The 21,290-nt window shown below is 69.4% G+C and carries 16 protein-coding genes; 10 read left to right on the top strand and 6 right to left on the bottom strand.

What is annotated here, in order from left to right; all coding sequences use genetic code 11:
- Position 1 precedes the first annotated feature (1 nt).
- The 3 genes from glpK to BX283_RS11445 all read right to left on the bottom strand — a co-directional run bounded on the left by glpK (position 2) and on the right by BX283_RS11445 (position 3,509).
- Positions 2–1,543, bottom strand: a complete 1,542-nt coding sequence (gene glpK, locus BX283_RS11455; RefSeq protein WP_101387516.1) for a glycerol kinase GlpK — start codon at positions 1,541–1,543, stop codon at positions 2–4.
- Between the two features lie 42 nt (positions 1,544–1,585).
- The gene (locus tag BX283_RS11450; RefSeq protein ID WP_101387515.1) at positions 1,586–2,386 is read right to left on the bottom strand and encodes an MIP/aquaporin family protein; all 801 of its coding nucleotides are present in this window, start codon (positions 2,384–2,386) and stop codon (positions 1,586–1,588) included.
- Positions 2,387–2,744: 358 nt separating this feature from the next.
- Positions 2,745–3,509 (bottom strand): IclR family transcriptional regulator, encoded by a 765-nt coding sequence (locus BX283_RS11445; RefSeq protein WP_101387514.1) that lies wholly within the window; start codon positions 3,507–3,509, stop codon positions 2,745–2,747.
- Between the two features lie 280 nt (positions 3,510–3,789).
- Here BX283_RS11445 and metH point away from each other — a divergent pair, with 280 nt between their 5' ends.
- From metH to BX283_RS11425, 4 genes are all read left to right on the top strand, one after another.
- A complete protein-coding gene (gene metH / locus BX283_RS11440; protein WP_101387513.1) occupies positions 3,790–7,302 on the top strand; it encodes a methionine synthase in 3,513 nt (1,170 codons plus the stop codon).
- Between the two features lie 125 nt (positions 7,303–7,427).
- A complete protein-coding gene (locus BX283_RS11435) occupies positions 7,428–8,129 on the top strand; it encodes an HAD family phosphatase (protein WP_101387512.1) in 702 nt (233 codons plus the stop codon).
- Positions 8,130–8,645: 516 nt separating this feature from the next.
- On the top strand, positions 8,646–10,247 hold the full coding sequence (locus BX283_RS11430) for an ABC transporter substrate-binding protein (RefSeq protein WP_101387511.1): 1,602 nt from the start codon (positions 8,646–8,648) through the stop codon (positions 10,245–10,247).
- Positions 10,248–10,358: 111 nt separating this feature from the next.
- Positions 10,359–11,945 (top strand): ABC transporter substrate-binding protein, encoded by a 1,587-nt coding sequence (locus tag BX283_RS11425; RefSeq protein ID WP_101392277.1) that lies wholly within the window; start codon positions 10,359–10,361, stop codon positions 11,943–11,945.
- 80 nt (positions 11,946–12,025) lie between these two features.
- Here the strand turns inward: BX283_RS11425 and BX283_RS11420 are convergent, their stop codons facing one another.
- Together BX283_RS11420 and BX283_RS11415 are read right to left on the bottom strand one after the other, a co-directional pair.
- A complete protein-coding gene (locus BX283_RS11420) occupies positions 12,026–12,697 on the bottom strand; it encodes a response regulator transcription factor (RefSeq protein WP_053723497.1) in 672 nt (223 codons plus the stop codon).
- 135 nt (positions 12,698–12,832) lie between these two features.
- Positions 12,833–13,690, bottom strand: coding sequence for a RecB family exonuclease (locus BX283_RS11415; protein WP_257582564.1), 858 nt, complete (start codon positions 13,688–13,690; stop codon positions 12,833–12,835).
- Positions 13,691–13,793: 103 nt separating this feature from the next.
- Here BX283_RS11415 and BX283_RS11410 point away from each other — a divergent pair, with 103 nt between their 5' ends.
- From BX283_RS11410 to BX283_RS11400, 3 genes are all read left to right on the top strand, one after another.
- A complete protein-coding gene (locus BX283_RS11410; protein WP_101387509.1) occupies positions 13,794–15,044 on the top strand; it encodes a site-2 protease family protein in 1,251 nt (416 codons plus the stop codon).
- A gap of 68 nt (positions 15,045–15,112) precedes the next feature.
- Complete coding sequence (locus BX283_RS11405; protein ID WP_067156039.1) at positions 15,113–16,000, top strand: tRNA (adenine-N1)-methyltransferase; 888 nt, start codon at positions 15,113–15,115, stop codon at positions 15,998–16,000.
- A 225-nt stretch (positions 16,001–16,225) separates the two neighbouring features.
- The gene (locus tag BX283_RS11400) at positions 16,226–16,798 is read left to right on the top strand and encodes a hypothetical protein (RefSeq protein WP_101387508.1); all 573 of its coding nucleotides are present in this window, start codon (positions 16,226–16,228) and stop codon (positions 16,796–16,798) included.
- 37 nt (positions 16,799–16,835) lie between these two features.
- Here BX283_RS11400 and BX283_RS11395 read toward each other — a convergent pair whose 3' ends face one another.
- Positions 16,836–17,114, bottom strand: a complete 279-nt coding sequence (locus BX283_RS11395) for a ferredoxin (RefSeq protein ID WP_101387507.1) — start codon at positions 17,112–17,114, stop codon at positions 16,836–16,838.
- A gap of 277 nt (positions 17,115–17,391) precedes the next feature.
- Here BX283_RS11395 and arc point away from each other — a divergent pair, with 277 nt between their 5' ends.
- The 3 genes from arc (at position 17,392) to BX283_RS11375 (ending at position 21,265) form a co-directional block, all read left to right on the top strand.
- Complete coding sequence (arc, locus tag BX283_RS11385) at positions 17,392–19,158, top strand: proteasome ATPase (protein WP_101387506.1); 1,767 nt, start codon at positions 17,392–17,394, stop codon at positions 19,156–19,158.
- Between the two features lie 246 nt (positions 19,159–19,404).
- Entirely contained in the window at positions 19,405–20,916 is a 1,512-nt protein-coding gene (gene dop / locus BX283_RS11380) for a depupylase/deamidase Dop (RefSeq protein WP_373979160.1), read from the top strand.
- 130 nt (positions 20,917–21,046) lie between these two features.
- Positions 21,047–21,265 carry a ubiquitin-like protein Pup gene (locus BX283_RS11375; RefSeq protein ID WP_030608326.1) on the top strand — a complete coding sequence of 73 codons (219 nt, stop codon included), beginning with the start codon at positions 21,047–21,049 and terminating at the stop codon, positions 21,263–21,265.
- Positions 21,266–21,290: the final 25 nt, after the last annotated feature.

Below are 21,290 nucleotides of genomic sequence, written 5' to 3'. Positions count from 1 at the left end.
ATTACTCCTCGTCCTCGATCCAGCCCATGGTCCGCTCGACGGCCTTGAGCCAGTTCTTGTACTCGCTGTCACGCTGGTCGGCGTCCATGCGAGGGGTCCATTCCGCCGCCCGGCGCCAGTTGGCGCGCAGCGCGTCGGTGTCCGGCCAGAAGCCGACGGCCAGACCGGCGGCGTAGGCGGCGCCGAGGCAGGTGGTCTCGGCGACCATCGGACGCACCACCGGCGCGTCCAGGAAGTCCGAGAGGGTCTGCATCAGCAGGTTGTTGGAGGTCATGCCGCCGTCGACCTTGAGCGCGGTCAGCTCGACGCCCGAGTCCTTCGTCATGGCGTCGGTGATCTCGCGGGTCTGCCAGGCGGTGGCCTCCAGCACGGCGCGCGCGATGTGCGCCTTGGTGACGTACCGGGTCAGACCGGCGATCACACCGCGGGCGTCGGAGCGCCAGTACGGGGCGAACAGACCGGAGAAGGCCGGCACGAAGTAGGCGCCGCCGTTGTCCTCGACGGAGGAGGCCAGGGTCTCGATCTCGGCCGCGGTCTTGATCATGCCCATCTGGTCGCGCATCCACTGGACGAGCGAGCCGGTGACGGCGATCGAGCCCTCAAGGGCGTAGACCGGCTTCTGGTCGCCGATCTGGTAGCCGACGGTGGTCAGCAGGCCGTTGTACGAGTTGACGGGCTTGTCACCGGTGTTCATCAGCATGAAGGTGCCGGTGCCGTACGTGGACTTGGCCTCGCCCTCGGAGAAGCAGGTCTGGCCGAACAGGGCCGCCTGCTGGTCGCCGAGCGCGGAGGCGACCGGGATGCCGTCCAGGACGCCGCCCTTGGCGTGGCCGTAGACCTCGGCGGAGGAGCGGATCTCGGGCAGCACGGCCGCCGGGATCTCCATGGAGGCGAGGATCTTCTCGTCCCACGCCATCTCGTGGAGGTTCATGAGCAGCGTGCGCGAGGCGTTGGTGACGTCCGTGACGTGCACACCGCCGTCGACACCGCCGGTCAGGTTCCAGATGACCCAGGAGTCCATGGTGCCGAAGAGGATGTCGCCGCGCTCGGCGCGCTCGCGCAGCCCCTCGACGTTGTCGAGCAGCCAGCGGACCTTGGGGCCGGCGAAGTACGACGCGAGGGGCAGGCCCGTCTCGCGGCGGAAGCGGTCCTGGCCCACGTTGCGGCCGAGCTCCTTGCAGAGCGCGTCGGTGCGGGTGTCCTGCCAGACGAGCGCGTTGTGCACGGGCTCGCCGGTGTTCTTGTCCCACAGCAGCGTGGTCTCGCGCTGGTTGGTGATGCCGATCGCCTTGACGTCGGCGGCGGTGATGCCCGCCTTGTCGATGGCGCCCGCCACGACTTCCTGGACGTTGGTCCAGATCTCGGCGGCGTCGTGCTCGACCCAGCCCGGCTTCGGGAAGATCTGCTCGTGCTCTTTCTGGTCGACCGAGACGATCCGGCCGTCCTTGTCGAAGACGATGCAGCGGGACGAGGTGGTGCCCTGGTCGATGGCCGCGATGAACGGGCCGTGGCCGTGCGAGGCGGTGGTGTGGGTGTCGCTCACGGGTTTCTCCTGGAGGTCGGAAGGTCTCTACGGCTCAACGGCTCAGGCGAAGGCGAGGTTGTACAGGCCGCCCGCGAGGGCGGCACCGGCCAGCGGGCCGACGACCGGCACCCAGGCGTAGCCCCAGTCCGAACCGCCCTTGTTGGGCAGCGGCAGCAGCGAGTGCACGATGCGCGGACCCAGGTCGCGGAACGGGTTGATGGCGTAGCCCGTGGGGCCGCCGAGCGAGAGGCCGAGGCCGACCACGACCAGGGAGGTGATCAGCACGCCGATGACGCCGAGGCCCTTGCCGTCGCCGTTCAGGCCCTGCGTCAGGATCGCGAGGACCAGCACGGCCGTACCGATGATCTCGGTGGTGAGGTTCTGTATCGCGTTGCGGATCTCGGGGCCGGTCGAGAAGATGCCGAGCACCGGGCCCGCGTGGGAGGCGCCGTTGTGCGGGCCCTCGATCGCCTTGGCGGCGTTTTCGTCGGGCTTGCCGACGATCTCCGGATCGGTGAGATGCGCCTGGAACTGCCCGTAGTAGGCCAGCCAGACCAGCGTGGCGCCGATCATCGCGCCGAGCAGCTGTCCCGCGAGGTAGGTGGGCACGTCGCTCCACTCGGTGCCGCCCTCGATGGCGAGGCCGAGCGTCACCGCCGGATTGAGGTGCGCACCCGAGAGCGGGGCGGAGATGTAAGCGCCGGTGAGCACCGCGAAGCCCCACCCGAAGGTGATGGCGAGCCAGCCCGCGTTGCGTGCCTTGGAGCTCTTCAGCGTGACGGCGGCGCACACGCCACCGCCGAGCAGGATGAGAACGGCGGTACCGATGATCTCGCCGGTGAAGATGTCGGAGCTGGACACCCGCGACTCCTTTGTCCTTCGTCCAGGGGAAGGCGAACCCCGGGTCCCTCCGGTGGTCCGCGCCCTCACGTCGAGGGCTTGGCGGCCCTTGGCGTTGTCACACTCTAACTCGTATTGCCGTTAGGTGTTCGACAATGCCGACCGATGAACGGCAGTGTTGCTCCGGGGTTAAGTCGACGTCAAGGGTTCTGTGGCCGGTATCCCGATCGTTACCAGTAGGTATCTTCCGGCCACATTGATCGAAAACTTCCGGCCAGGATCAGAAACGATCAGAACGGGCCCGGAAGTGGCTGGTCAGGCCTGCGCAAGGGTCTGTACGACGGGTCGGCGGGCGGGCCGCGAACGGCCCGCGGCCGGGTCAGAAGCGGCCGGCGCCCAGATCGCGCGAGACCGAGCGGGCGCAGTCGCGCACCGCCGCCACCAGCTCGGAGCGGACCTCGCCGTCCTTGCACACGCGCTCCACGGCCCCGGTCACCCCCACCGCGCCCACCGGCATACGGCGCCGGTCGAAGATGGGCGCGGCCACCGAGGCCACCCCGTCCCAGGTCTCCTCCATGTCGCTGGCCCAGCCGCGCGCCCGCGCGAGGTCGAGCAGCTCCTCGAAGCCCGCGGCGGTGGTCACCGTGCGAGGCGTGAACGCGGTCCGCTCGCCGTCCACCGCCTCGGTGTGCGCCACCGGGTCGAAGGCGGACAGGACCTTGCCGAGCGCGGTGGAGTGCAGCGGCTGCATCGCCCCGACCTCCAGGACCTGACGGCTGTCGTCGGGCCGGAAGACGTGGTGCATGATCAGCACGCCCTGCTGGTGCAGCACACCCACGTACACGCTCTCGCCGCTGGAGCGCGCGAGGTCGTCCGTCCATACGAGGGCGCGGGCCCGCAGCTCGTGGACGTCCAGATAGCTGTTGCCCAGGCGCAGCAGCTCCGCGCCGAGCTGGTAGCGGCCGGAGGCCGGGTCCTGCTCGACGAACCCCTCCGCCTGGAGGGTGCGCAGGATGCCGTGCGCGGTGCCCTTGGCCAGGCCGAGCGCGGAGGCCACCTCGGACAGGCCGAGCCGCCGCTCGCCGCCCGCGAGCAGCCGCAGCATGGCGGCCGCCCGTTCGAGCGACTGGATGTTCCGCGCCATCGCGCTTCCTCCCACTTCGGAACGTTGAGTTCGACAATGCTGAACAGTATCGGCCGTTGTCGACCTCGTGTCACCGTGATGGACGGCCCCCGCCGCCATCCGGCCAGTTCAGATGACAGACGCACCGCGGCCATCCGGCGGTCGCCCGGGCGGCCCCCCGCGCAGTCCGCCCCGTGGGACACCTGTGCCCACCCGGCCCTCACCCGGTTACCCTGACCGGGTGCGGCCTCCCCGAGGACGCCGCAAAGCCGACAGCCGTCGCACTCCAGGGAGCACATCCATGGCCTCGTTGCCTACCCCTTCCGCTGACAGCCGGACCCGCGCCGACGCGCTCCGCGAAGCGCTCGCCACCCGTGTGGTGGTGGCCGACGGAGCCATGGGCACCATGCTCCAGGCCCAGGACCCCACCCTGGAGGACTTCCAGGACCTCGAGGGCTGCAACGAGATCCTCAACGTCACCCGGCCCGACATCGTGCGCTCGGTGCACCAGGAGTACTTCGCGGTCGGCGTCGACTGCGTCGAGACCAACACCTTCGGCGCGAACTTCTCCGCCCTCGGTGAGTACGACATCCCCGAGCGCGTGTACGAGCTGTCCGAGGCGGGCGCCCGGATCGCCCGCGAGGTGGCCGACGAGTTCACCGCCTCGACCGGACAGCAGCGCTGGGTGCTCGGCTCCATGGGTCCCGGCACCAAGCTGCCCACCCTCGGCCACGCCCCGTACACCACGCTGCGCGACGCCTACCAGCAGAACGCCGAGGGCATGCTCGCGGGCGGCGCCGACGCGCTCCTGGTGGAGACCACCCAGGACCTGCTCCAGACCAAGGCCGCCATCCTCGGCGCCCAGCGCGCCCTCGACGCGGCGGGCCACCGGGTCCCGATCATCTGCTCGGTCACCGTCGAGACCACCGGCACCATGCTGCTCGGCTCCGAGATCGGCGCCGCGCTCACCGCGCTTGAGCCGCTCGGCATCGACATGATCGGCCTCAACTGCGCCACCGGCCCCGCCGAGATGAGCGAGCACCTGCGCTACCTGGCCCGCAACTCCCGGGTGCCGCTGTCCTGCATGCCCAACGCCGGACTGCCCGTCCTCGGCAAGGACGGCGCGCACTACCCGCTCTCCGCGCCGGAGCTCGCCGACGCCCAGGAGACGTTCGTCCGCGAGTACGGCCTCTCCCTGGTCGGCGGCTGCTGCGGCACCACGCCCGAGCACCTGCGCCAGGTCGTCGAGCGGGTCCGGGGCCTGGCGCCCACCGAGCGCCACCCGAGCCCCGAGCCCGGCGCCGCCTCGCTCTACCAGAGCGTGCCGTTCCGCCAGGACACCTCGTACATGGCGATCGGCGAGCGCACCAACGCCAACGGCTCCAAGAAGTTCCGCGAGGCCATGCTGGAGGGCCGCTGGGACGACTGCGTGGAGATGGCCCGCGACCAGATCCGCGAGGGCGCCCACATGCTCGACCTCTGCGTCGACTACGTGGGCCGCGACGGCGTCGCCGACATGGAGGAGCTGGCCGGCCGCTTCGCCACCGCCTCCACCCTGCCGATCGTCCTCGACTCCACCGAGGTCGACGTGCTCCAGGCCGGTCTGGAGAAGCTCGGCGGGCGCGCGGTCATCAACTCCGTCAACTACGAGGACGGCGACGGGCCCGAGTCGCGGTTCGCCAAGGTCACCCAGCTGGCCGTGGAGCACGGCGCGGCGCTGATCGCGCTGACCATCGACGAGGAGGGCCAGGCCCGTACCGTCGAGAACAAGGTCGCCATCGCCGAGCGGCTCATCGACGACCTCACCGGCAACTGGGGCGTGCGCGAGTCCGACATCCTCATCGACGCGCTGACCTTCACCATCTGCACCGGCCAGGAGGAGTCGCGCAAGGACGGCATCGCCACCATCGAGGCGATCCGCGAGCTCAAGCGCCGGCGCCCGGACGTCCAGACCACGCTCGGCCTGTCCAACATCTCCTTCGGCCTCAACCCGGCCGCCCGGGTCGTCCTCAACTCGGTGTTCCTGGACGAGTGCGTCAAGGCGGGCCTCGACTCCGCCATCGTGCACGCCTCCAAGATCCTGCCGATCGCGCGGCTTGAGGAGGAGCAGGTCAAGGTCGCGCTCGACCTCATCTACGACCGCCGTGCCGAGGGGTACGACCCGCTCCAGCGGCTGATGGAGCTCTTCGAGGGCGTCAGCACCAAGTCGATGAAGGCGGGCAAGGCCGAGGAGCTCCTCGCGCTGCCGCTGGACGAGCGCCTGAAGCGCCGGATCATCGACGGCGAGAAGAACGGCCTGGACGCGGACCTCGACGAGGCGCTGCTGACCCGCCCCGCCCTCGACATCGTCAACGACACCCTCCTGGAGGGCATGAAGGTCGTCGGCGAGCTGTTCGGCTCCGGCCAGATGCAGCTGCCGTTCGTCCTCCAGTCCGCCGAGGTCATGAAGACGGCCGTGGCCCATCTGGAGCCGCACATGGAGAAGTCCGACGCGGAGGGCAAGGGCACCATCGTGCTGGCCACCGTGCGCGGCGACGTCCACGACATCGGCAAGAACCTCGTCGACATCATCCTCTCCAACAACGGCTACAACGTCGTCAACCTCGGCATCAAGCAGCCCGTCTCCGCGATCCTGGAGGCCGCCGAGGAGCACCGCGCGGACGTCATCGGCATGTCCGGCCTCCTGGTGAAGTCGACCGTGATCATGAAGGAGAACCTGGAGGAGCTCAACCAGCGCAAGATGGCCGCCGACTACCCGGTGATCCTCGGCGGCGCGGCCCTCACGCGCGCGTACGTCGAGCAGGACCTGCACGAGATCTACGAGGGCGAAGTCCGCTACGCGCGCGACGCGTTCGAGGGCCTGCGCCTGATGGACGCCCTGGTCGCGGTGAAGCGCGGGGTGCCCGGCGCGACCCTGCCCGAGCTCAAGCAGCGCCGGGTGCCCAAGCGCGCGGCGGCCGTGCATGAGGCGGAGGAGCCCGAGGGCTCGGTCCGCTCGGACGTGGCCGTCGACAACCGCATCCCCGAGCCGCCGTTCTGGGGCACCCGGGTGATCAAGGGCATCGGCCTCAAGGAGTACGCGTCCTGGCTCGACGAGGGCGCGCTCTTCAAGGGCCAGTGGGGCCTCAAGCAGAACCGGGCCGGCGACGGGCCGAGCTACGAGGAGCTGGTGGAGACCGAGGGCCGCCCGCGGCTGCGCGGCTGGCTGGAGCAGCTGCACACCAGGAACCTGCTGGAGGCGGCCGTCGTCCACGGCTACTTCCCGTGCGTCTCCAAGGGCGACGACCTGATCATCCTGAACGAGGACGGCTCGGAGCGCACCCGCTTCACCTTCCCGCGCCAGCGCCGCGGCCGCCGGCTGTGCCTGGCGGACTTCTTCCGCCCGGAGGAGTCCGGCGAGACGGACGTGGTCGGGCTCCAGGTGGTCACGGTCGGCTCGAAGATCGGCGAGGCCACGGCCGAGCTGTTCGAGGCGAACTCCTACCGCGACTACCTCGAACTGCACGGCCTGTCCGTGCAGTTGGCGGAGGCGCTGGCCGAGTACTGGCACGCGCGCGTGCGCAGCGAGCTCGGCTTCGCGGGCGAGGACCCGTCCGAGGTGGAGGACATGTTCGCGCTCAAGTACCGCGGCGCGCGCTTCTCGCTGGGTTACGGGGCCTGCCCCGACCTGGAGGACCGCGCCAAGATCGCGGAGCTGCTCCGGCCCGAGCGGATCGGCGTGCACCTCTCGGAGGAGTTCCAGCTCCACCCCGAGCAGTCCACGGACGCGATCGTCATCCACCACCCCGAGGCGAAGTACTTCAACGCACGGTAGGCGCTGGTCGCCGCGAGGTTTATCACGAGCGTTTCCGACCGCCGGGACGTACACTTGTCGGTCCAGCGCAGGCCGGTTCCCACCCTGGGAACCGGCCTTCTCGTCCCTCCAGGAGGTGTGCCCGGATGACCACCACGGTTCCCGCGCCCGAAGCACGTACGGCCGACAGCTCGGCGCTCCAGGCCGTCTTCCTGGACATGGACGGCACGCTCGTCGACACCGAGGGCTTCTGGTGGGACGCCGAGGTGGAGGTCTTCGCCGCGCTCGGCCATCCGCTCCAGGAGAGCTGGCGCGACGTCGTGGTGGGCGGGCCCATGACCCGCAGCGCCGGGTTCCTCATCGAGGCCACCGGCGCCGACATCACCGTCCCCGAGCTCACCGTGCTGCTCAACGACCGTTTCGAGGCGCGCATCAGCCGCGGGGTGCCGCTGATGCCGGGAGCCGCCCGGCTGCTCGGCGAGCTCGCCGAGCACTCCGTGCCGACCGCCCTGGTCTCGGCCTCGCACCGGCGGATCATCGACCGGGTCCTGCATTCGCTGGGCTCGCGCCACTTCGCGCTCACCGTCGCCGGGGACGAGGTCGGGCGCACCAAGCCGCACCCCGAGCCGTATCTGTTCGCCGCCGCCGGGCTGGGCGCGGACCCGACCAGATGCGCGGTCGTCGAGGACACCGCGACCGGTGTGGCGGCCGCCGAGGCGGCCGGCTGCCGGGTGGTGGCGGTGCCGTCCGTGGCGCCGATCGAGCCCGCCTCGGGCCGGGTCGTCGTCGATTCCCTCGAACAAGTCGACCTGGCTTTTCTGCGCACCCTGATCACCCGGATGAACTGATCCGTTCACGCAGCGTGCCGCCGGAATGCGGCGCAAACTCATCGCATCCGGCCGTACATTTTCCGTGACCTTGCAAGGGCGTCACGACAACATCACAAAGGTTGAATTCACGACGGGTCAATGCGTGTCAAGTGGGTGACGTTCGTCACCTGATCTGCCGTCAGTGACCCGTGTCAAGGGCCTCTCCGGGCGCTCCGGAGGTGCCCTTGTGTCCTGTTTGGTGATCTCCTGTACGAAAGATTCCGCCGCCGCGATATCGGCGGGCTGCTATTTCCGGCCACTGCGTGGCGTGTGAATGGAGCAGGCCCAGTACGGGCTTTCCCGGCCCGCCCACTAATCTCGTCGCGAGAACTTCGCCGCACCCTCAACTGCCCCGGCACCCACCCAGCCGCCGGGCGCGCAGGTCCGATCGTACGTACCGGCCCGATCGCCTCCCCGCCCCGACCGGGCGGCCGCGGCGGAGTGATGCGTACTTCGCTGTACCCCAGTGCCGGACACATAGGGAGAACGTCCAGGATGAACCGCAAGACTTTGGTGCTGCCGGCCGTAGTGGGCCTGCTCGCCCCCGTACTCGCCGCGTGTGGCGGGGCAGGAAGTGGGGGCGACGGCGGCAAGGCCATCGTCGTGGGCACCACGGACCAGTTCGTGGTCACCAAGGACGCACCCGCTCCCTTCGACCCGGCCTACGCGTACGACACCGGTGCCTGGAACGTGCTGCGACAGACCGTGCAGATGCTGGTCCACGTCCCGCGCGGCGGCGGCGTGCCCGTCCCGGACGCGGCCTCCAGCTGCTCGTTCACCGACAAGGAGAACGAGAGCTACCGCTGCAAGCTGCGCAGCGGCCTCAAGTTCGCCGACGGCTCCAAGCTGACCGCCGCCGACGTCCACTACTCGATCCAGCGCGTCCTGAACATCAAGGACGGCAACGGCCCGATCGCCCTCCTGGAGAACATCGACACGATGGAGACCAAGGGCGACGACGAGATCGTCTTCCATCTGAAGACCCCGGACGCCACCTTCCCGTACAAGCTCGCGACGCCCGCCGCCGCGATCGTGCAGAAGGACAAGTACCCGGCGAAGAAGCTGCGCGGCGGCTTCGAGGTGGACGGCTCCGGCCCGTACACCCTCAAGGCCGAGTACAGCGGCGACAAGGTCGTCAAGGCCGTCTTCAGCAAGAACCCCAACTACAAGGGGGACTTGAAGGTCAACAACAGCAAGGTCGAGCTGCGCTCGTTCGCCGACGCCGACGCGATGGGCGCCGAGCTGGAGTCCGGCAAGATCGACATGATGACCCGCTCCATGTCGCCGGAGCAGATCCAGAAGTACTCGGTCACCCCGCCCAAGAACGTCAACCTGGTCGAGATGCCCGGCCTGGAAATCCGCTACCTGGGCTTCAACACCAACGACCCGTCCGTGAAGAACAAGGCCGTCCGCCAGGCGATGGCCGCCGTCGTCGACCGCGGCGCACTGGCCTCCAAGGTGTACGGGGCGACCGCCGAGCCGCTCTACTCGCTCATCCCGACCTCGATCGCCGGGCACACCAACTCGTTCTTCAACAAGTACGGCGAGCCGAGCAAGCAGAAGGCCGCGGGCATCCTGCGGGCCGCCGGTGTCTCCACCCCGGTCAAGCTGACGCTGAACTACACGGGCGACCACTACGGCCCGGGTACCGCCAAGGAGTTCTCGATCCTGCGGGACCAGCTGAACGCCACCGGCCTGTTCGCCACCACGCTCAAGGCGACCGACTGGCCCAAGTACCGCCCGGCCCAGAAGGCCGGCGAGTACGCCGTCTACGGCCTCGGCTGGTTCCCCGACTTCCCGGACCCGGACAACTACGTCGCGCCCTTCCTCGGCCGCGACAACTTCCTCAACTCGCCGTACTCCAACGTCGAGGTGCGCAACACCCTGATCCCCGAATCGCGCGTGGCGGCCGACCGCAACCAGGCCTCCAAGCCGTTCGAGAAGATCCAGGACATCGTCGCCAACGACGTCCCCGTACTCCCGCTGTGGCAGGGCAAGCAGTACGTCGCCGCCCGCAGCGAGATCACGGGCACCGAGTGGGCGCTCAACTCCTCGGCCGACCTCCAGCTCTGGGAGCTGGGCCGCGGCGTGAAGTAACGCAGGACCCGGCCGCGTTCATCACGTGCCGGCAAGCAATTTCAGTGAGGCCGCACGGCCCGGGGACAGCCCCGGGCCGCCGGCCGAGCAACGACTGTGAGGCACGTGCACGTGAAGATACGGAACCGATGGCTGACGGCCCCGCTCGCCGCGGGACTGGCGGCCGGTCTCCTCAGCGGCTGCGGCTCGGAGGACGGATCCTCGTCCGGGAACGGCGAGTCGGTGGTCATGGGGATGTCGGACGACATCCTGGCGACCGACCCTGCCTCCGGCTACGACCCGGGCTCCTGGCTGCTGTTCAACAACGTCTTCCAGTCGCTGCTCAGCTTCCCCAAGGGCAGCACCACCCCGCAGCCCGAGGCAGCCGAGCGCTGCTCGTTCGACAAGGGCGGCTCCCAGGTCTTCCGCTGCACCCTGCGCTCCGGCCTGAAGTTCAGCAACGGCCACGCGCTGACCTCCGAGGACGTCAAGTTCTCGTTCCAGCGGGTGCTGAAGATCAACGACGCCAACGGACCCGCGCCGCTGCTGTCCACCCTGGGCAAGATCGACACCCCGGACGCGCAGACCGTCGTCTTCCACCTCAAGGTGCCGGACGCCACCTTCCCCAACAAGATCGCCTCCGGTGCCGGCTCGATCGTCGACCACGAGGTGTACCCGGCCGACAAGCTGCGCACCGACGACAAGGCGGTCGGCTCGGGCGTCTACAAGCTCGACGCCTTCGGCGACAAGCAGGCGAGCTTCTCGGTCAACTCCAGCTACAAGGGCACGGCCAAGGTCAAGAACTCCGGCATGACCATGAAGCTGTTCCACGGCCGCCAGAAGGACCTGGCGGACGCGCTGAAGAACGGCGACGTCGACCTCGCCTACCGCGGTCTCACCGCCAAGGACATCGCCGACCTCCAGGCCGCCAGTGTGGCGGACAAGAAGGGCATCAAGGTCGTCGAGGGCACCGGCGCGGAGGTCCAGCACCTGGCCTTCAACATGAACGACCCGGTCGCCGGCAAGCCCGCCGTCCGCAAGGCAATCGCCTACCTCGTCGACCGCGAGGCGCTGGTGCGCGATGTCTACAAGTCGACCGCGACGCCGCTGTACTCGATCGTCCCGTCCGGCATCACCGCGCACAGCACCTCGCTGTTCGACATGTACGGCGGCAGCCCGCAGCCCGCGAAGGCCAAGCAGGTCCTGCACAAGGCCGGCCTCACCGGCAAGGTGAAGCTCACCCTGTGGTCCACGCCGATCCGCTACGGGCCGGGCACCGACGACGAGATGCGCGCCATCGCCAAGCAGCTCAACGCGAGCGGGCTGTTCGACGCCGAGGTGAAGTCCGTCGAGTTCAAGCAGTACGAGAAGGACGTCGAGGCCGGCAAGTACGGTGTGTACGTGAAGGGCTGGATCCCCGACTACCCGGATCCCGACAACTTCACCTCGCCGTTCTTCGGCAAGGACAACGTGCTGTCCAACCACTACGACAACAAGGCGATCACGGGCGAGATCATCCCGTCGACGGCCGCCACGGAGGACCGCGCGGCCACCGAGGCCGAGTTCTCCCGCCTCCAGGACATCGTCGCCAACGACCTGCCGATCCTGCCGCTGTGGCAGGGCAAGCAGTACGCGGTGGCCCGCGAGGGCGTGGCGGGCCTCGAGTGGACCCTGGACCCGTCGACCGTGTTCCGGTTCTGGGAGATCAGCAAGAACTAGCGGGAGCGCGGCCCTTGAAAAAGGGGGGTGCGGGGGCTCGGCCCCCGCACCCCCCCTTTTTTTATCCGCTTTATCCGCGCTTACTGCGCTCCCGGCCGGACCAGCCCGCTCTCGTACGCGTACACCGCCGCCTGGACGCGGTCGCGCAGCCCCAGCTTCGTCAGCACATGGCCGACGTGGGTCTTCACCGTCGTCTCGCTGACGAACAGGTCCGCGGCGATCTCCGCGTTGGAGAGTCCGCGCGCCACCAGCTTCAGGACCTCGACCTCGCGGTCGGTGAGCGTGTGCAGGGTGTCCGGGACCGGCTCCTCGCCCGAGGGCAGATGGTCCGCGTACTTGTCGAGCAGCCGACGGGTGATCGACGGGGCGAGCATCGCCTCGCCCGCCGCGACCACCCGGATCGCCTGGACCAGCTCATTGGCGGGCGCGTCCTTCAGCAGGAAGCCGCTGGCCCCCGCCTTGAGCGCCTCCACCACGTACTCGTCGAGGTCGAACGTGGTCAGCACCAGCACCTTCGCCGGGCCGTCCTTGCCCGGCCCGCTGATCTGCCGGGTCGCCTCCACCCCGTCCATCCGGGGCATCCGGATGTCCATCAGCACCACATCGGGCTGGAGCGCCCGCACCTGGTCGAGGGCCTGGAGACCGTCGCCGGCCTCGCCCACCACCGCGATGTCCTGCTCGGCCTCCAGGATCATCCGGAAACCGGTGCGCAGCAGCGGCTGGTCGTCGACCAGTAGGACGCGGATAGCCACGGGAACTCCTCATCAGGATTGCTGGACCGGGTCCATTCTGCCCTGCTCATCCTGCGTCACCCCGGCTGGGAGCGCCTGGAGCGGGCTGGGCCTGCCCGGGTTGCGGCCCCCGGACCCGGGGCGGGCCGTCGCACCTCAGCCTGGAGAATCCCCGGCCGGGATCAAAGGAAGCGGATAGACCGGGGGAGTCCCCCCGAATTCCGGACAGACCGCCTGGTGGTCGCACCAGCCGCACAGCTTGGTCGGCCGCGGGCGCCAGTCGCCGGTCTCGGTGGCCAGCCGGATCGCCTCCCACAGGGCGTGCAGCTTCCGCTCCACCTGCTGCAGATCCGCCTCCACCGGGTCGTACGTCAGCACGTCGCCGCTGCCCAGGTACACCAGCTGGAGGCGGCGCGGCAGCACGTTCTTCAGCCGCCAGACCACCAGCGCGTAGAACTTCATCTGGAACAGCGCGCCCTCCGCGTACTCCGGACGCGGGGCCTTGCCCGTCTTGTAGTCGACGATCCGGACCTCGCCGGTCGGCGCCACGTCGACCCGGTCGATCACTCCGCGCAGCCGCAGCCCCGACTCCAGCTCCGTCTCGACGAAGAACTCCCGCTCCACCGGCTCCAGGCGCGTCGGATCCTCCAGCGAGAACCACCGCTCCACCAGCCGCTCGGCCTCGCCCAGCCACTTGGCCAGCCGCTCGCCGTCGGCGTCCTCGGCGAACAGCTCGGTGAGCTCCGGCTTCGATTCGAGCAGCCGGTCCCACTGGCCGGGAATCATCGCCTTCGCGCGCGGCGCGGTCCGCTCCGCCGCCGGGTCGTCGAAGAGGCGCTCCAGCACCGCGTGCACCAGCGTGCCGCGCGTCGCCGCCTCGCTCGGCTTCTCGGGGAGCTTGTCGATCACCCGGAACCGGTACAGCAAGGGGCACTGCATGAAGTCGTTCGCCCGCGACGGCGACAACGACACGGGGCGCTGGGCCGCCGCGGCCCCTCCGGTGCTCGTATCCATGACACAGACCCTACGACCCGCCACTGACAGCGAGCGGAATACCATCGACGACGAGCCCCCTCACACTGCATGATCGAGACAGAACCACCGACGAAGGGACACCGTGGACGAGAGCGGCGACAGCAAAAGGCCGCAGTCCGGCGCGGGGGACGACGGTCCCGGCGCCGCGCCCGACAACGGCAAGTCGCCCCGCGGACGTGAGCCGGGCGGCGGAATCCTCATGGGGCGCCCCTTCGGCGTACCGGTCTACGTCGCACCCAGCTGGTTCCTGGTCGCCGCCCTGATCACCTGGGTCTTCGGCGGCCAGCTCGACCGCGTGCTGCCCGAGCTCGGCGCCGCCCGCTACCTCGTCTCGCTCTTCTTCGCGGTCGCCTTCTACGCCTCGGTGCTGGTCCACGAGCTGGCCCACACGGTCGCCGCGCTGCGCTTCAAGCTCCCGGTGCGCCGCATCCAGCTCCAGTTCTTCGGCGGGGTCTCCGAGATCGAGAAGGAGACCGAGACGCCGGGCCGCGAGTTCGTGCTCGCCTTCGTCGGCCCGCTGCTCTCGCTCGTCCTGTCCGGGCTGTTCTACGTCGGGATGCAGGCCGTCGAGCCCGGCACCGTGCCCGGCGTCCTGCTCGCCGGGCTGATGATCTCCAACCTGATCGTGGCGGGCTTCAACCTGCTGCCCGGGCTGCCGCTGGACGGCGGCCGGATGCTCCGCGCCGTGGTGTGGAAGATCACCGGCAGGCCCATGAGCGGCACCGTCGCCGCCGCCTGGGTCGGCCGCGCCCTCGCCGTCACCGTCCTCATCGGCCTCCCGCTGCTCACCCAGACCGGGGCGCTCGGCAACGCGCCGGAAGAGGTCGACGGCATGGACACCGTCACCGACGCGCTGCTCGCCGCGATCCTCGCCGCGATCATCTGGACCGGCGCGGGCAACAGCCTGCGCATGGCCCGGCTGCGCGAGCACCTGCCGGAGCTGCGCGCCCGCAACCTCACCCGCCGGGCCGTCCCCGTCGAGTCGGCCACCCCGCTCTCCGAGGCGCTGCGCCGGGCCAACGAGGCCGGCGCGCGCGCCCTGGTCGTCGTCGACGGGCAGGGCGACCCCACCGGCCTGGTCCGGGAGGCCGCCATCGTCGGCGTGCCGGAGCACCGCCGCCCCTGGGTCGCGGTCAGCGGGCTCGCCCAGGACCTCACCGACGGCATGCGCGTCCCGGCCGAGCTGGCCGGCGAACCGCTCCTGGACAAGCTCCGGGCCACCCCCGCCACCGAGTACCTGGTGGTCGAGGAGACCGGCGAGATCTACGGAGTGCTCTCGGCGGCCGACGTCGAGAAGGCCTTCGTGGCGGCGATGGCCCGGCCCACCCCGTAACCCCGCCCCCGGCCCCAGCGGCGCAGGCCGTGGCGTTGCGGGGTCAACAGGGCCGGTACCCTGTTCGTATGTCCGAACCGACCGGTGCCGCCCGCCGTCGCGGGCCCTTCAAGGTCGGGGACCAGGTCCAGCTCACCGACCCCAAGGGACGCCACTACACGTTCACGCTCGAAGCCGGGAAGAACTTCCACACCCACAAGGGTTCCTTCCCGCACGACGAGCTGATCGGCGCTCCCGAGGGCAGTGTTGTCCGTACCACCGGGAACGTCGCGTACCTCGCGCTGCGCCCGCTGCTCCCCGACTACGTCCTGTCCATGCCCCGCGGCGCCGCCGTGGTCTACCCCAAGGACGCGGGGCAGATCCTGGCCTTCGCCGACATCTTCGCCGGCGCGCGCGTCGTCGAGGCGGGCGTGGGCTCCGGCTCGCTCAGCGCCTTCCTGCTGCGCGCCATCGGCGACCACGGCATGCTCCACTCCTACGAGCGCCGCGCGGACTTCGCCGAGATCGCCCAGCAGAACGTGGAGCGCTACTTCGGCGAGCCGCACCCCGCCTGGCAGCTCACCGTCGGCGACCTCCAGGACAACCTGTCGGACACCGACGTCGACCGCGTCATCCTCGACATGCTCGCCCCCTGGGAGTGCCTGGACGCCGTCTCCAAGGCGCTGGTGCCCGGCGGCATCCTCTGCTGCTACGTGGCCACCACCACCCAGCTCTCGCGCACCGTCGAGGCGATCCGCGAGATCGGCTGCTTCGCCGAGCCGCAGCCGTGGGAGTCGATGATCCGCAACTGGCACGTGGAGGGCCTCGCCGTCCGCCCGGACCACCGGATGATCGGCCACACCGGCTTCCTCGTCACCGCCCGCCGCCTCGCGGACGGCGTCGAGCCCCCGCTGCGCCGCCGCCGCCCCGCCAAGGGCGCGTACGGAGACGACTACGAGGGCCCCAACAAGGACTGACGAGCCCGTCAGCTCAACGCACCGGCGCCGCCGCCGAGTTCCCGGGAGTGTCCGGGAACTCGGCGGCGGCGCTTTTCCGTTGGAGGTACGGGCGGACGCCTCGGGGCACGGGGGCGCCAAGGGGGCGCACAACGTCCGGACCCCGCTGTTCCGCCCGACTGTGACGTGTGGCACGATGCTGGCCACTCCCACCACCCGCACCATCCCTCACAGGAGACCTCCCGCGTGCAGACCGCCGCCGTCCCCGAGCTCGCGCACACCCACGCCCGCCCGGTGCACTGGCTGGCCACGGCCGCCGCGATGGCCGGTGTCGTGGCGCTGGCCGGCTGGCTGCAGCCCGACACCGCCAAGGCCTCCCAAGGGGCCCCGGGGGCCGTGGTGGCGGCCGCTCCGGCCCCCGACGCGGCGGCCGTCGCCTACCCGCTCCAGTGCGGCACGGTGGGCACCCAGGTCGCGGCCCGCGCCGAGGGGGACCTCGACGGCGACGGCAGCCCCGAGACCGTGGCCGTCGTGCACTGCCGGGCCGGCTCGGGCACCCCGCCGAGCGGGATCTACGTGCTGACCCGGCCCGCCGTGAAGGGCGCCCCGCCGCGCCTGGTGGCGACCCTGGCCGACCCGGGGGAGAGGCTCGGCGTCTCCCACCTCGCGGTCCGCGAGGGAGCCGTCACGGCCACCCTGCTCGGCTACTCCTCACCGGACGTGCCGCGCTGCTGCCCCGACGAGGAGCGCGACACCAAGTGGCGGTGGCAGGGCGGGAAGTTCGTCCGGAGCACCCGGTCCCAGGCGCTGGGTACCTGATCCGTCACCCAGCGTACGGACTTCGTCACGTACCGTCTCAGTCGGCGTCCGGCCCGTAGACCTCGACGCTGTCCGAAACCCGTCGTACGTGAATGCAGTCGCCCGGGCAGTCCTTCACCGAGTCGACGACGTCCTGGAGCAGCGGCAGCGGGACCGGCGTCACCGCGCCGGGCGACTGCAGCAGCTCGTCCTCGGCGCTCTTCACGTACGCCAGACCGTCGATGTCCAGCTCGAAGACCTCGGGCGCGTACTGGACACAGATGCCGTCGCCGGTGCAGAGCTCCTGGTCGATCCAGACTTCAAGAGCGTCGTTCATATGGCCTGCCGTTCGTGCGCGGTGCTGTGTTCGTACGGGGTGCTCCACCGGCCAGGGTGGCCGAGCAATCGGTACCAGTCCTGACGGGTGTTGACCGACTCGACGATACAACCGCCCGCTTTCCGATGTTGATGGGTGGGTATTCCCCTGGCGTGAGGGAGAGCGCAAGGGTGAAGATCGGACACACCCCGCAGTCTTTGTGATCTAGGGGTTTCAATCACCACCCGCCCAGGTAGGGTCAGGAAGCGTCCAGCTCCCCTTGGAGGAGGTGAGGACCGTGGCAGCCCACGACGACGACATCAACCGCGGCATCCGGCCCGGGCGGGGGTCTGAGGACCCAGCCGGCCAGGTTGCCTATCTAGAGCAGGAAATCGCCGTCCTGCGACGCAAGCTCGCCGACTCTCCGCGTCATACGAGGATTCTCGAAGAGCGGATCGTCGAGCTGCAGACCAACCTGGCGGGCGTGTCCGCGCAGAACGAGCGGCTCGCCAATACGCTCCGCGAGGCCCGGGACCAGATCGTGGCCCTCAAGGAGGAGGTCGACCGGCTCGCACAGCCGCCGGCCGGCTTCGGTGTCTTCCTGCAGTCCAACGAGGACGGCACGGCCGACATCTTCACCGGGGGCCGCAAGCTCCGGGTGAACGTCAGCCCCAGCGTCGAGCTCGACGAGCTCCGGCGCGGCCAGGAAGTCATGCTCAACGAAGCGCTCAACGTGGTCGAGGCCATGGAGTTCGAGCGCGCCGGGGACATCGTCACCCTCAAGGAGATCCTGGAGGACGGCGAGCGCGCCCTGGTGGTCGGGCACACCGACGAGGAAAGGGTGGTGAGGCTCGCCGAGCCGCTCCTGGACATCACCATCCGCCCCGGCGACGCCCTGCTGCTCGAACCCCGCTCCGGCTACGTGTACGAAGTGGTCCCCAAGAGCGAGGTCGAGGAACTGGTCCTCGAAGAGGTCCCGGACGTCGACTACGACAAGATCGGCGGACTCGGCGGCCAGATCGAGATGATCCGCGACGCGGTCGAGCTCCCGTACCTCTACCCGGACCTCTTCAAGGAACACGAACTGCGGCCGCCCAAGGGCATCCTGCTCTACGGCCCGCCCGGCTGCGGCAAGACGCTCATCGCCAAGGCCGTCGCCAACTCGCTCGCCAAGAAGGTGGCGGAGGTCACCGGTCAGCCCGCGGGGAAGAGCTACTTCCTCAACATCAAGGGCCCCGAACTCCTCAACAAGTACGTGGGAGAGACCGAGCGGCACATCCGCCTCGTCTTCCAGCGAGCCCGGGAGAAGGCCAGCGAGGGCACCCCCGTCATCGTCTTCTTCGACGAGATGGAGTCCCTCTTCCGCACCCGCGGATCCGGCGTCAGCTCGGACGTGGAGAACACCATCGTCCCCCAGCTGCTCGCCGAGATCGACGGGGTGGAAGGCCTGGAGAACGTCATCGTCATCGGCGCCTCCAACCGCGAGGACATGATCGACCCCGCGATCCTGCGGCCCGGCCGGCTCGACGTCAAGATCAAGATCGAGCGTCCGGACGCGGAGGCGGCCAAGGACATCTTCGCCAAGTACCTCACGGCGTCCCTGCCGCTGCACTCGGACGACCTGTCCGAACACAGCGGTTCCAAGGACGCCGCGGCACACGCGATGATCCAGTCCGTGGTCGAGCAGATGTACGCGGAATCCGAGGAGAACCGCTTCCTGGAGGTCACGTACGCCAACGGCGACAAGGAAGTCCTGTACTTCAAGGACTTCAACTCCGGCGCCATGATCCAGAACATCGTGGACCGGGCCAAGAAGATGGCCATCAAGGCCTTCCTCGACCACAACCAGAAGGGCATCCGCGTCTCCCACCTCCTCCAGGCCTGCGTGGACGAGTTCAAGGAGAACGAGGACCTGCCCAACACCACCAACCCCGACGACTGGGCCCGTATCTCCGGAAAGAAGGGCGAGCGGATCGTGTTCATCCGTACCCTCGTCACCGGAAAGCAGGGCGCGGACACCGGACGCTCCATCGACACCGTGGCCAACACAGGTCAGTACCTGTAGCACACAGGTCGGCTGCGGGTGCCCGACCGGGGCATCCGCAGCCGACTGCTTTTCCGGCCAAAAACAGGCCACAGACAGACCAAGAGCAATGACGGAATTGATCTCCCCACCAGCGCAAAGGCGTTCTAGGCTCTTCCGTACCGCCGAGTCGCGCAGTGCGGGGACGGGCACCGCACACGCACCGGAGAAACAGCGGTACTTGAGCGCCGCTCCCGGAGGGGAGCGCCGCCGGGCAAGGAGGGCCGCATGACCGTACGGCGAGTAATGGGCATCGAGACGGAGTACGGCATCTCCGTCCCCGGCCACCCCAATGCCAATGCCATGCTCACCTCGTCCCAGATCGTCAACGCGTACGCCGCGGCGATGCACCGGGCGCGCCGCGCCCGCTGGGACTTCGAGGAGGAGAACCCGCTGCGGGACGCCCGCGGCTTCGACCTCGCCCGCGAGGCCGCCGACTCCAGCCAGCTCACCGACGAGGACATCGGCCTCGCCAACGTCATCCTCACCAACGGGGCACGGCTCTACGTCGACCACGCCCACCCCGAGTACAGCTCGCCCGAAGTCACCAACCCGCGTGACGCGGTGCTCTGGGACAAGGCGGGCGAGCGCATCATGGCCGAGGCGGCCGAGCGCGCGGCGCAGCTCCCCGGCGCCCAGCCCATCCACCTCTACAAGAACAACACCGACAACAAGGGCGCCTCCTACGGCACGCACGAGAACTACCTGATGAAGCGGGAGACCCCGTTCAGCGACATCGTGCGCCACCTCACCCCGTTCTTCGTCTCCCGCCAGGTCATCACGGGAGCGGGCCGCGTCGGCATCGGCCAGGACGGCCACGAGCACGGCTTCCAGATCAGCCAGCGCGCCGACTACTTCGAGGTCGAGGTCGGTCTGGAGACCACCCTCAAGCGCCCCATCATCAACACGCGCGACGAGCCGCACGCGGACGCGGAGAAGTACCGCCGGCTGCACGTCATCATCGGCGACGCCAACCTCTCCGAGATCTCCACCTACCTCAAGCTCGGTACCACGGCCCTCGTCCTCTCCATGATCGAGGACGGGTTCATCAACGTCGACCTCGCCGTCGACCAGCCGGTCCGCACCCTCCACCAGGTCTCCCACGACCCTGACCTGCGCCACCTGGTCACCCTGCGCAGCGGCCGCACCCTCACCGCCGTACAACTCCAGATGGAGTACTTCGAGCTCGCGCGCAAGTACGTGGAGGAGCGGTTCGGCGTCGACGCGGACGACCAGACCAAGGACGTCCTCGGGCGCTGGGAGGACGTGCTCAACCGGCTGGAGAACGACCCGATGAGCCTGTCCGGCGAGCTCGACTGGATCGCCAAGCGGGAGCTCATGGAGGGCTACCGGCGCCGTGACGGCCTCGGCTGGGACGCGGCCCGGCTGCACCTGGTGGACCTCCAGTACGCCGACGTACGGGCCGAGAAGGGCCTCTACAACCGGCTGGCGGCCCGGGGCAAGATGAAGCGGCTCCACGACGAGCCGGCGGTCGCCGAGGCCCGGACGAAGCCCCCGGAGGACACCAGGGCGTACTTCCGCGGCCGCTGTCTGGAGCAGTACGCGGACGACGTCGCGGCGGCCTCCTGGGACTCGGTGATCTTCGATCTGCCGGGCCGCGATTCGCTCCAGCGCGTGCCAACCCTGGAACCGCTTCGCGGAACGCGTAATCACGTGAAGGAGCTGCTCGACCGCTGCCGTACGGCCGAGGATCTGGTCCGGGTGCTCTCGGGCGGCTGACCGGGGCTGAAAAGTCGGCGGCGTGGGAAACACAGAGGTAGGCCCCGCACGTTCCATCAAGTGCGGGGCCGATGTCAGGCCCTGCTTGTAGGGTCTGATCAAGGACATCGAACCGAGCGGGGTGAGGTAGATGGCGACCAAGGACACCGGCGGCGGACAGCAGAAGGCCACGCGTTCCACCGAGGAGGTCGAGGAGCAGGCCCAGGACGCGCAGGCTTCGGAGGACCTCAAGGAGCGCCACGAGAAGCTCTCGGACGACGTCGACTCGGTGCTGGACGAGATCGACGATGTCCTCGAAGAGAACGCGGAGGACTTCGTGCGCTCCTTCGTTCAGAAGGGTGGACAGTAGTCCACGGATGTGAACGGCGGGGGGC

This window comes from Streptomyces sp. TLI_146 (assembly GCF_002846415.1).
Classification (GTDB): domain Bacteria; phylum Actinomycetota; class Actinomycetes; order Streptomycetales; family Streptomycetaceae; genus Streptomyces.
Note: the sequence above shows the minus strand (reverse complement) of the source record. Positions and strands in the feature narration are given on the sequence as shown.